The organism is Klebsiella sp. 141161 (assembly GCF_050600815.1).
Classification (GTDB): Bacteria; Pseudomonadota; Gammaproteobacteria; order Enterobacterales; family Enterobacteriaceae; genus Klebsiella; species Klebsiella aerogenes.
Map to the genome: position 1 here is coordinate 195960 of NZ_JAQIRN010000003.1, position 11310 is coordinate 207269.

Below are 11310 nucleotides of genomic sequence, written 5' to 3' on the forward strand. Positions count from 1 at the left end.
CCTCGGCCCCTTAGTGAGCGGTTTCCGCGTGGCTCATGTCCATGCCTTCCATCCCTTCGTGCGCAGCGTGCTCGCCTTCAGGTTTAGACATGTTCATGCTCTCGTGAGACATGAATTTGTTAACAACGTCTTTGAACAAATCCGGTTTCACGTTAGAGAAGTATTCCACTTTGTTGTTTTCGCTAGGCACAGCCACTTTGTCGAATGCAGCCATGGAGTCCATGGAGTTCGGGGACTGTTTCGCTTTTGCTACCCACTGATCGAAGGTTGCACGATCCGGGGTGGCGATAGCCTTGAACTTCATACCAGAGAAGCCCGGGCCACTATAGCTTGCGGAGATACCGTCATAAGTGCCTGCTTCATCAGCGATGAGGTGCAGCTGAGTCTGCATCCCGGCCATCGCATAAATCTGGCTACCTAAGCGCGGAATAAAGAACGAGTTCATCACGGAGTTGGAAGTGACTTTAAAGTGCACCGGTACGTTCGCCGGGAAGGCGATTTCGTTGACGGTAGCGATACCCTGTTCCGGGTAAATAAAGAACCATTTCCAGTCCATCGATACAACTTCGATGGTGATTGCTTTCTCGTCGTGGACAAGCGGTTTGCTTGGCTCCAGAGCGTGAGTGGTTTTCCAGGTCAGAACGGCCAGGAACAAGATGATCAGAATAGGAACCGTCCAGACCACAGCTTCAACTTTGTTGGAGTGTGACCAGTTCGGGCTATACTTCGCATCTTTATTGCTCGCGCGATACTTCCAGGCAAATCCTACTGCCATTAAGACGGCGGGAATAACGACAATCATCATCAGGCCGAATGCCGTCAGAATCAAAGAGCGTTGCTCCAGTCCAATCTGTCCTTTTGGGTCAAGGAGCGCAGAATCACAACCACTGAGTAATACAGTACCTGCGATTAATGACATCCATCCCAAACTTTTATTGTATTTCCTGAGTCTCATTGAACGACCTCAATTCCACGGGATCTGGTGGCGTTTAAAGTGTATGGGCATTTTACGGTAAGGTTGCATTACTGTAAACACGATTGGATCTGTGTCAGTTCTGTGTTAGCGGGTTCTGCTTGGATTGTCACATATGTTACGGAATGTGACGTAATTGCTTGCAAAGCCTGATTTACGCTGGATCTATAACGAAAGGGATAAGAAAGGGAATGCTTATGGAGTTACGAGTATAAACATCGTAAAAATAACACAAATAATTAACAATTAATTATCAAATAAAAGACATAAAGAAAACGTTAAAATAAAGTAACGCTGCTGAATCGGTTAAATTAATTAAAGAATCGCGTAAAAATTGTCAATAATTTCCAGAAATCTAAAACGCACAAAACAACAAATCAGCTCCCAGGGAAAATAAAATCGCTAATAAGCCGTTATAATTACCTCGGGTAATTAAAACGGCTATTAACGGTTTGGCGAAAATTAAATCAGCTGCGTTTTGCGTAGCGCCATATAGTCCAGAACAGCGCCGAGCAAAATACCACCGATAGCGGTCAGTGCGGCGACTTCCAGTAGGCCTGGCAGGAAGGAGAAAGAGGTGTAATCCAGCGCGTTCATCGCCAACAGCAGCAGCCATATCGCCAGCATCAAACAACCTACCGCCAGGATAACCAGCGCCAGGGCGTAAGTCTGAGGGTATTGCGTGCGCGGCAAGAAGCTTTCCGTTCGTTGAGTATATTCCAGCGTACGCCGACACAGAAGCAGGAGCAAAATCCCCGGCACGGCGGCAACGACGGAGAAAAGATAAAACGTCGGCCAGCCGTTCGCTTCGACAAACCAGCCGGCAATCGGCCCAACGTAAACGCGACCTACCGCCGACAGCGCCGACAGCAGCGCAAACTGAGTGGCGGAAAACGACTTGTTACACAGCGTCATTAACAGGGCGACAAACGCCGCGGTGCCCATCCCGCCGCACAGGTTTTCAAAAAATACCGCCGCCGCCATCGAATAAAGGTGTTTATCGGTGACCGAGAGGATCCAGTATCCGGCGTTGGAGGCCCCCTGCAGCAGGCCAAAAATTAGCAGGGCGCGGAACAGCGTCAGGCGCTGCATCAGCACACCGCCGTAGAGGGCGCCGACAATGGTGGCGAACAGGCCCAACGTTTTATTCACCATCCCGACTTCACCGGCATCAAAACCAACGCCGCGAATCAGGAAAGTGGTGGTCAGGCTCATGGCGAAGGCATCACCAAGCTTATAAAGGACAATTAACAGCAGGATAAGCCAGGCGTTGTTGCGGCCGAAGAAGTCGCGCAGCGGCGCGGCAACGGCCTGCTCAAGAGATTTCGGTACCGGAATGACGTCGCTGGGCTCCGGCGCCAGCAGCGTGGCGATAATGCACGGAATAAGCAGGGCGGCCATTAGCCAGTACATCCCCTGCCAGCCCAGCCAACGGTCGGCCAACCAGAGCGCTAACCCTCCGGATACCAGCATCCCCAGGCGATAGCCGAGCACGCTTATCGCCGCACCGGCGCCGCGCTCTTCCGCCGGGAGGACGTCGGTTTTCCAGGCATCAAAGACGATATCCTGCGACGCGGAGCAAAAGGCGATAACTACAGCCAGCGCCGCCATCCAGCGCAACTGCGTTGAAGGTTCAAGAAAGCCCATCGCGGCGATGGCGACGAGTAGCGCAAGCTGAGTCGTCAGCAGCCAGCCGCGGCGGCGGCCTAAAAACGGCGGCGTGTAGCGGTCCATTAATGGCGACCACAAAAATTTAAACACGTAGGCCTGACCGACGAGAGAGAAGAAGCCGATAGTTTTTAAATCGATATTTTCAACGGTCATCCACGCTTGCAGCGTGCCGGAAGTCAGTGCGAGAGGTAAACCAGAAGCAAAGCCGAGGATCAGCAAAATAGCTGATTTGGGCTGCTGAAAAATACGCAAGTAGTGATTGGACATGGCATATAGAGCAGGCCCGGAGTGAACCGGGCCTGCTATTTTATTAACGAGCGTTTTGTTTGATGAAGTCGTGAATGCTGGTGTCCTGCGCCATGTCGGCGATGGTATCGGTCAGCACGCTATTAACCGCGTTAGCAATGTTCTCGTTGGAAGCCTGGAAAGCGCCCTCAACGGAGTAGCTGGCGCGGTAGTTCTTAGTCATCTTGTTGCCGTTAGCGGCGGTGGCGACGATGGCGATATCCGCTTTGGTGGCGATGTTGTAACGCACGTTGCCCTGTGAGACGTCAGCATACAGTTTGTTAACAATGATCTGCAGGTCGACGGCGCCGTTCGGGCCAATCATGTAGCCGCGCGACGTCATTTGCTTCTCAAGCACTTCCTGCAGCAGGAAGCGCAGGTCGCGAGAGGCGGTCAGGGTCACCAACTGGTTGTTGCGGGTGACTTTCGCCAGCGCCTGATCGGTACGCTGGTCCGCGCCGTTAATGCTGACGGTAACGCCCATCAGGCTCGGATCCTGCTGCGGCAGGGTGATTTTCGGTGATACTTCAATGGTCGTCGGTGGAGTGGCGCATCCTGCCAGTACAAACATCGCGACCAACGGGAATAGAATTTTCTTCAGCATGTTCAGGGTCTCAACGCACGGTGTTGTTATACCCGTCATAATTCAGGTTTCAGGCGCTACGGGGTTATCGTGGGCGCTTTTTTCTGCAACTCGAAGTAGTTAGGGTGTTTAAGGAAAATTCCCGCCATCATAACATCGCCAACGGTGAGGGGAAGTGGCTACGAGTGGAAAATCATCGTGTTGTGCGTTTTATGACCTCGTCCCATTTCCGGTGGCGATTTGGCCTGGAGATATCAGTAAACCTGATACTTTTGCGTGAAAATATCAGAGGAATGCTAATTTTTTGTTGTTTTCTGCCAATGGAAGCGGTAAAAGCGGCTAACATTTAAAGGGAAAGGCGGCATCTCAGCGTTGTCGGAGGAGAAAATTCATGATGATACGTGAGCAGATCGAAGCAAAACTTAGAGCAGCGTTCGACCCGATGTATCTGGAAGTCGTGGATGAAAGCTATCGGCACAACGTCCCTGCGGGCTCTGAAAGTCATTTTAAAGTGGTGTTGGTGAGCGACCGCTTCACCGGCGAACGTTTCCTTAATCGTCATCGTATGATTTACGGTACGTTGACCGAGGAGCTGTCAAGCACCGTGCACGCGCTGGCGCTGCATACCTATACGATTAAAGAGTGGGAAGGGCTACAGGATACCGTCTTTGCCTCTCCGCCCTGCCGCGGAGCGGGGAGCATCGCGTAAAAATCACATTTGCAACCGCTGGCGCTTTTCCAGTATGTTGCGTGAAGATTTAGCAAAAACGGCCTGCGGGCCGTTTTCTTTTGCCTGGAAAATGCGCAAAGTTCGCGCTTTTGCAGGCAAATTTGAGCGGGAAATGTGAAAAACCCCGCAGCAGTGGGTGACAACCGTTCTCGACTCACAAAAGTGATGCCGCTATAATGCCGCGTCTTATATATGAATGTCTTCGGGATGATTCTGACGACAGGGAATGTGTTTCTGATTTGAAGAGGGCATCCCGGTTCTGCGAAGCCACCTACACGCGCTTCCAGAGTTGACCGAGCACTGTGATTTTTTTGAGGTAACAAGATGCAAGTTTCAGTTGAAACCACTCAGGGCCTTGGGCGCCGTGTAACGATTACTATCGCCGCTGACAGCATCGAGAATGCTGTCAAAAGCGAGCTGGTCAACGTAGCGAAAAAAGTTCGCATTGACGGCTTCCGTAAAGGCAAAGTGCCGATGAATGTTGTTGCTCAGCGTTATGGCGCTTCCGTTCGCCAGGACGTGCTGGGCGACCTGATGAGCCGTCATTTCGTTGACGCGATCATCAAAGAGAAAATTAATCCGGCCGGCGCGCCGAACTACGTTCCGGGCGAATACAAGCTGGGCGAAGACTTCACCTACGCGGTAGAGTTCGAAGTGTATCCGGAAGTTGAACTGAAAGGTCTGGACGCAATCGAAGTTGAAAAACCGGTTGTTGAAGTCACCGACGCTGACGTTGACGGCATGCTGGACACTCTGCGTAAGCAGCAGGCGAACTGGAAAGAAAAAGAAGGCGCCGTTGACGCTGAAGATCGCGTTACCATCGACTTCACCGGTTCTGTAGACGGCGAAGAGTTCGAAGGCGGTAAAGCGTCTGACTTCGTACTGGCGATGGGTCAGGGTCGTATGATCCCGGGCTTCGAAGACGGTATCAAAGGCCACAAAGCTGGCGAAGAGTTCACCATCGACGTGACCTTCCCGGAAGAGTACCACGCTGAAAACCTGAAAGGTAAAGCCGCTAAGTTCGTTATCAACCTGAAAAAAGTTGAAGAACGCGAACTGCCGGAACTGACTGCTGAATTCATCAAACGTTTCGGCGTTGAAGATGGTTCCGTAGAAGGTCTGCGCGCTGAAGTGCGTAAAAACATGGAACGCGAGCTGAAAGGCGCCGTGCGTAACCGCGTTAAATCTCAGGCTATCGAAGGCCTGGTGAAAGCGAACGACATCGACGTTCCGGCTGCTCTGATCGACAGCGAAATCGACGTACTGCGTCGTCAGGCTGCTCAGCGTTTCGGCGGTAACGAGAAACAGGCTCTGGAACTGCCTCGCGAACTGTTCGAAGAGCAGGCTAAACGTCGCGTAGTTGTTGGCCTGCTGCTGGGCGAAGTGATTCGCACCAACGAGCTGAAAGCTGACGAAGAGCGCGTGAAAGGCCTGATCGAAGAGATGGCTTCCGCGTACGAAGATCCGTCAGAAGTGGTTGAGTTCTACAGCAAAAACAAAGAGCTGATGGACAACATGCGCAACGTGGCGCTGGAAGAGCAGGCTGTTGAAGCCGTGCTGGCGAAAGCTAAAGTGTCTGAAAAAGCCACTTCCTTCAACGAACTGATGAACCAGCAGGCGTAATTTCGCCCGGCTGTTTAAAGTTCGCGCAAAAACCCGTTGCCGAAAGGCTGCGGGTTTTTTTATTGCAATGATAGGCTTAGGATGAGTGCTAAAACACATTTTCAGTGATAGCGTTACTCCAAAAGGTTGTTATGCTTGAATTATGGCTGCGCCATCCCCATAACCGGGGGACGTATCTGCATCCGCAGCGTCAGAAATAATGACCAGCTCAACGTATCAGTGCCCTGCGGATAGAAACTCTGGCTGATAATCCGTCCATAAGGTTACAATCAGTGCAGCAGGTTTTTTCAAAATTAATCCAGGAGACGGAAATGTCATACAGTGGCGAACGAGATAACTTTGCACCCCATATGGCCCTGGTGCCGATGGTCATTGAACAGACCTCACGCGGTGAACGTTCTTTTGATATCTATTCCCGTCTGCTCAAGGAACGCGTTATTTTCCTGACCGGCCAGGTGGAAGACCACATGGCTAATCTGATCGTGGCGCAGATGCTGTTTCTGGAAGCGGAAAATCCAGAAAAAGATATTTACCTGTACATTAACTCTCCGGGCGGCGTGATCACCGCCGGGATGTCAATTTACGACACCATGCAGTTCATCAAGCCGGATGTCAGCACTATCTGTATGGGGCAGGCGGCTTCAATGGGCGCCTTCCTGCTGACCGCCGGGGCGAAAGGTAAGCGTTTCTGCCTGCCGAACTCCCGCGTGATGATTCACCAGCCGCTGGGCGGCTATCAGGGCCAGGCGACGGATATCGAAATCCATGCCCGTGAAATTCTGAAAGTGAAAGGGCGCATGAATGAACTGATGGCGCATCATACGGGTCAATCCCTTGAGCAGATCGAGCGCGATACCGAGCGTGACCGCTTCCTGTCGGCGTCGGAAGCGGTGGAATACGGCCTGGTTGATTCCATCTTGACCCATCGTAATTGATGCCCGTGGCGTAAGGGTGCCGCTATACTTGTTTTAACTACTGGGCGGCACAACGCGTGATCGCGACTTGCGCCTGAGAATGGCATTTGCGTCGTCATCTGCGGCACAAAGAACTTAAGAAGAGGTTTGGACTCATGACAGATAAACGCAAAGATGGTTCGGGCAAACTGTTGTACTGCTCTTTTTGCGGCAAAAGCCAGCATGAAGTGCGTAAGCTGATCGCCGGGCCATCCGTGTATATCTGCGACGAATGCGTTGACTTATGTAACGACATCATTCGCGAAGAGATTAAAGAAGTCGCTCCGCACCGCGAGCGCAGCGCGCTGCCGACGCCGCACGAAATTCGCCACCATCTGGACGATTATGTTATCGGCCAGGAACAGGCGAAAAAAGTGCTGGCCGTGGCGGTATACAACCACTACAAACGTCTGCGCAACGGCGACACCAGCAATGGCGTAGAACTGGGTAAAAGCAACATTCTGCTGATCGGGCCGACCGGCTCCGGTAAAACGCTGTTGGCTGAAACGCTGGCGCGTCTGTTGGATGTTCCGTTTACTATGGCCGATGCCACCACGCTGACCGAAGCGGGTTACGTGGGTGAAGACGTGGAAAACATCATTCAGAAGCTGCTGCAGAAATGCGATTACGATGTGCAGAAAGCGCAGCGCGGCATCGTGTACATCGATGAAATCGACAAAATTTCCCGTAAATCGGATAACCCGTCGATTACCCGCGATGTGTCCGGCGAGGGCGTTCAGCAGGCGCTGCTGAAGCTAATCGAAGGCACCGTAGCCGCTGTTCCGCCACAGGGCGGGCGTAAACATCCGCAGCAGGAGTTCTTGCAGGTCGATACCTCCAAGATTCTGTTTATCTGCGGCGGCGCGTTCGCAGGCCTGGACAAAGTGATTTCCCATCGTGTAGAAACCGGCTCCGGCATTGGTTTTGGCGCGACGGTTAAAGCGAAATCCGACAAAGCCAGCGAAGGCGAGCTGCTGGCGCAGGTCGAGCCGGAAGATCTGATCAAGTTTGGTCTGATCCCGGAATTTATCGGCCGTCTGCCGGTTGTCGCGACGCTGAATGAACTGAGTGAAGAAGCGCTGATTCAGATCCTGAAAGAGCCGAAAAACGCCCTGACTAAACAGTATCAGGCGCTGTTTGGCCTCGAAGGCGCAGAGCTGGAATTCCGTGATGAAGCGCTGGATGCGATAGCCAAGAAAGCGATGGCGCGTAAAACCGGCGCCCGTGGTCTGCGTTCAATCGTTGAAGCCGCGCTGCTCGACACCATGTACGATCTGCCGTCCATGGAAGATGTCGAAAAAGTGGTGATTGACGAGTCGGTGATCGAAGGTCAGAGCAAGCCGCTGCTGATCTACGGCAAGCCGGAAGCGCAGCAGGCATCTGGCGAATAATTCGCCAATCGACACAAGCAGTTAAGCAAAAAGGGGGGATTTTATCCCCCCTTTTATTTTTCCTGTGTTCCCGCCGTTGAATGTATGGAATACATCCCCATATACTGGATTACATATTAACGGCGACGCGTTAATGAAGGCGTCGTCGGCTACCTGGCGGACTTTAAACTAAGAGAGAGCTCTATGAATCCTGAGCGTTCTGAACGCATTGAAATCCCCGTATTGCCGTTGCGCGATGTGGTGGTTTATCCGCACATGGTCATACCCCTGTTTGTAGGGCGGGAAAAATCTATCCGTTGTCTGGAAGCGGCCATGGACCATGATAAAAAAATCATGCTGGTCGCGCAGAAAGAAGCGTCGACGGATGAGCCGGGTGTAAACGATCTTTTCACCGTCGGGACCGTGGCGTCAATTTTGCAAATGCTGAAGCTGCCGGACGGCACTGTGAAAGTGCTGGTGGAAGGCTTGCAGCGTGCGCGTATTACTGCGCTGTCTGATAACGGCGAGCACTTCTCCGCCAAAGCAGAGTACCTTGCTTCTCCGGTCATTGAAGAGCGTGAGCAGGAAGTGCTGGTGCGTACGGCTATCAGCCAGTTTGAAGGCTACATCAAGCTGAACAAAAAAATCCCACCGGAAGTGTTGACGTCGCTCAATAGCATCGACGATCCCGCGCGTCTGGCGGATACCATCGCTGCGCATATGCCGCTTAAGCTGGCGGACAAACAGTCCGTGCTGGAGATGTCCGACGTGAATGAACGTCTGGAATATCTGATGGCGATGATGGAATCTGAAATCGATCTGCTGCAGGTTGAGAAACGCATTCGCAACCGCGTGAAAAAGCAGATGGAAAAATCTCAGCGTGAGTACTATCTGAATGAGCAAATGAAAGCCATCCAGAAAGAGCTCGGCGAGATGGATGACGCCCCGGACGAAAACGAAGCGCTGAAGCGTAAGATCGACGCGGCGAAAATGCCGAAAGAGGCGAAAGAAAAAACTGAAGCGGAACTGCAAAAGCTGAAGATGATGTCCCCGATGTCGGCGGAAGCCACCGTCGTGCGCGGCTACATCGACTGGATGGTGCAGGTGCCGTGGAATGCCCGCAGCAAGGTCAAAAAAGATCTGCGTCAGGCGCAAGAGATCCTCGATACCGACCACTATGGTCTGGAGCGAGTCAAGGACCGCATCCTTGAGTACCTTGCGGTGCAGAGCCGCGTTAACAAGCTGAAAGGGCCGATCCTGTGCCTGGTTGGGCCGCCGGGGGTGGGTAAAACCTCGCTGGGTCAATCGATTGCCAAAGCCACCGGGCGTAAATACGTACGCATGGCGCTGGGCGGCGTGCGTGATGAAGCGGAAATCCGCGGTCACCGCCGTACCTACATTGGCTCAATGCCGGGTAAACTGATCCAGAAAATGGCGAAAGTGGGGGTGAAAAACCCACTGTTCCTGCTGGATGAAATCGACAAAATGTCCTCCGACATGCGCGGTGATCCGGCTTCAGCACTGCTGGAGGTACTGGATCCGGAACAGAACGTGGCCTTTAACGACCACTATCTGGAAGTGGACTACGATCTCAGCGACGTGATGTTCGTGGCGACCTCCAACTCCATGAATATCCCTGCGCCGCTGCTGGACCGTATGGAAGTGATTCGTCTCTCCGGTTATACCGAAGATGAAAAACTGAACATTGCTAAGCGTCACCTGCTGCCGAAGCAGATCGAACGCAATGCGCTGAAAAAGGGCGAGCTGACGGTCGACGATAGCGCCATTATCGGCATTATTCGTTACTACACTCGTGAAGCGGGCGTTCGTAGCCTGGAGCGTGAAATCTCCAAGCTGTGCCGTAAAGCCGTTAAGCAGTTGTTGCTTGATAAATCGCTGAAACATATCGAGATTAACGGTGAAAACCTGCACGATTATCTCGGCGTACAGCGCTTTGACTACGGCCGTGCGGATAGCGAAAACCGCGTAGGTCAGGTCACCGGTCTGGCGTGGACGGAAGTGGGCGGCGATTTGCTGACCATCGAAACCGCCTGCGTTCCGGGTAAAGGCAAGTTGACCTATACCGGTTCGCTGGGCGAAGTCATGCAGGAGTCGATTCAGGCTGCGCTGACCGTGGTTCGCGCGCGTGCTGAGAAGCTCGGTATTAACCCGGACTTCTACGAAAAACGCGATATTCACGTGCACGTACCGGAAGGGGCTACACCGAAAGATGGCCCGAGCGCCGGTACGGCGATGTGCACCGCGTTGGTTTCCTGCCTGACCGGTAACCCGGTACGCGCCGATGTGGCGATGACAGGGGAAATCACCCTGCGCGGTCAGGTGCTGCCAATCGGCGGCCTGAAGGAAAAACTGCTGGCTGCGCATCGTGGGGGCATTAAGACTGTTCTGATTCCTTACGAAAACAAGCGTGACCTTGAAGAAATTCCGGAAAACGTTATCGCCGATTTGGATATCCACCCGGTACAGCGAATCGAGGAAGTTCTGACACTTGCTCTGCAAAATGAACTGTTTGGCATGCAGGTCGTAAGCGCAAAATAGTGATATCGCGCAAATAGCGTTAAGAAAAGTGGGGCTGGTGAGTAAATTCGTACTTGCCAGCCTTTTTTTGTGTAGCTAACTTAGATCGCTGGCAGGGGTCATCGACAACTCTGTTGTAAGGGCATGACAGTCCTGATATAACTGCTGCGCGGTCGCGCCATGAAGGATTCTGGTGCGATATAAATTATAAAGAGAGGAAGAGAACAGTGAATAAATCTCAACTGATTGACAAAATTGCTGCGGGTGCGGACATTTCTAACGCTGCAGCTGGACGTGCGTTAGATGCTTTGATCGCTTCTGTTACTGAATCTCTGCAAGCTGGGGATGATGTTGCGCTGGTAGGGTTCGGTACTTTTGCTGTTAAAGAGCGTGCTGCCCGTACTGGTCGCAACCCGCAAACAGGTAAAGAAATTACCATTGCTGCCGCTAAAGTACCGGGCTTCCGTGCAGGTAAAGCGCTGAAAGACGCGGTAAACTAATCGGCACTCCCGTCAGGGAATGTGACGAAGTACAAGGGCGCATCGCGAGATGTGCCTTTTTTATTTGTCCAGAACGCGACTTTA

Annotated in this window: 9 protein-coding genes; 6 read left to right on the forward strand and 3 right to left on the reverse strand. The window is 52.5% G+C overall.

Features of this window, described 5'->3' with window-relative positions:
- Positions 1-10 precede the first annotated feature (10 nt).
- From cyoA to PGR79_RS09275, 3 genes are all read right to left on the reverse strand, one after another.
- Positions 11-955 (reverse strand): cytochrome o ubiquinol oxidase subunit II, encoded by a 945-nt coding sequence (cyoA, locus tag PGR79_RS09265; protein WP_015704588.1) that lies wholly within the window; start codon positions 953-955, stop codon positions 11-13.
- Between the two features lie 480 nt (positions 956-1435).
- Positions 1436-2911 carry a muropeptide MFS transporter AmpG gene (gene ampG, locus PGR79_RS09270; protein ID WP_087860377.1) on the reverse strand — a complete coding sequence of 492 codons (1476 nt, stop codon included), beginning with the start codon at positions 2909-2911 and terminating at the stop codon, positions 1436-1438.
- A gap of 43 nt (positions 2912-2954) precedes the next feature.
- Positions 2955-3533 carry a lipoprotein gene (locus PGR79_RS09275; RefSeq protein ID WP_032705501.1) on the reverse strand — a complete coding sequence of 193 codons (579 nt, stop codon included), beginning with the start codon at positions 3531-3533 and terminating at the stop codon, positions 2955-2957.
- 370 nt (positions 3534-3903) lie between these two features.
- Between PGR79_RS09275 and bolA the strand changes: the two genes are divergently transcribed.
- The 6 genes from bolA (at position 3904) to hupB (ending at position 11226) form a co-directional block, all read left to right on the forward strand.
- On the forward strand, positions 3904-4221 hold the full coding sequence (bolA, locus tag PGR79_RS09280) for a transcriptional regulator BolA (protein ID WP_015367954.1): 318 nt from the start codon (positions 3904-3906) through the stop codon (positions 4219-4221).
- A 345-nt stretch (positions 4222-4566) separates the two neighbouring features.
- The gene (gene tig, locus PGR79_RS09285; RefSeq protein WP_015367952.1) at positions 4567-5865 is read left to right on the forward strand and encodes a trigger factor; all 1299 of its coding nucleotides are present in this window, start codon (positions 4567-4569) and stop codon (positions 5863-5865) included.
- Between the two features lie 311 nt (positions 5866-6176).
- Positions 6177-6800, forward strand: a complete 624-nt coding sequence (gene clpP, locus PGR79_RS09290) for an ATP-dependent Clp endopeptidase proteolytic subunit ClpP (RefSeq protein WP_003021624.1) — start codon at positions 6177-6179, stop codon at positions 6798-6800.
- A 134-nt stretch (positions 6801-6934) separates the two neighbouring features.
- Positions 6935-8209 (forward strand): ATP-dependent protease ATP-binding subunit ClpX, encoded by a 1275-nt coding sequence (gene clpX / locus PGR79_RS09295; protein WP_015704591.1) that lies wholly within the window; start codon positions 6935-6937, stop codon positions 8207-8209.
- Between the two features lie 183 nt (positions 8210-8392).
- The gene (lon, locus tag PGR79_RS09300; RefSeq protein ID WP_430921519.1) at positions 8393-10747 is read left to right on the forward strand and encodes an endopeptidase La; all 2355 of its coding nucleotides are present in this window, start codon (positions 8393-8395) and stop codon (positions 10745-10747) included.
- Positions 10748-10953: 206 nt separating this feature from the next.
- A complete protein-coding gene (gene hupB / locus PGR79_RS09305; RefSeq protein ID WP_430921521.1) occupies positions 10954-11226 on the forward strand; it encodes a nucleoid-associated protein HU-beta in 273 nt (90 codons plus the stop codon).
- The last annotated feature ends 84 nt before the right edge of the window (positions 11227-11310 follow it).

What these genes read in the sequence shown, in the direction of transcription:
- cyoA (WP_015704588.1), bottom strand. Translation starts at nt 955, where the DNA reads ATGAGACTCAGGAAATACAATAAAAGTTTGGGATGGATGTCATTAATC.
- ampG (WP_087860377.1), bottom strand. Translation starts at nt 2,911, where the DNA reads ATGTCCAATCACTACTTGCGTATTTTTCAGCAGCCCAAATCAGCTATT.
- PGR79_RS09275 (WP_032705501.1), bottom strand. Translation starts at nt 3,533, where the DNA reads ATGCTGAAGAAAATTCTATTCCCGTTGGTCGCGATGTTTGTACTGGCA.
- bolA (WP_015367954.1), top strand. Translation starts at nt 3,904, where the DNA reads ATGATGATACGTGAGCAGATCGAAGCAAAACTTAGAGCAGCGTTCGAC.
- tig (WP_015367952.1), top strand. Translation starts at nt 4,567, where the DNA reads ATGCAAGTTTCAGTTGAAACCACTCAGGGCCTTGGGCGCCGTGTAACG.
- clpP (WP_003021624.1), top strand. Translation starts at nt 6,177, where the DNA reads ATGTCATACAGTGGCGAACGAGATAACTTTGCACCCCATATGGCCCTG.
- clpX (WP_015704591.1), top strand. Translation starts at nt 6,935, where the DNA reads ATGACAGATAAACGCAAAGATGGTTCGGGCAAACTGTTGTACTGCTCT.
- lon (WP_430921519.1), top strand. Translation starts at nt 8,393, where the DNA reads ATGAATCCTGAGCGTTCTGAACGCATTGAAATCCCCGTATTGCCGTTG.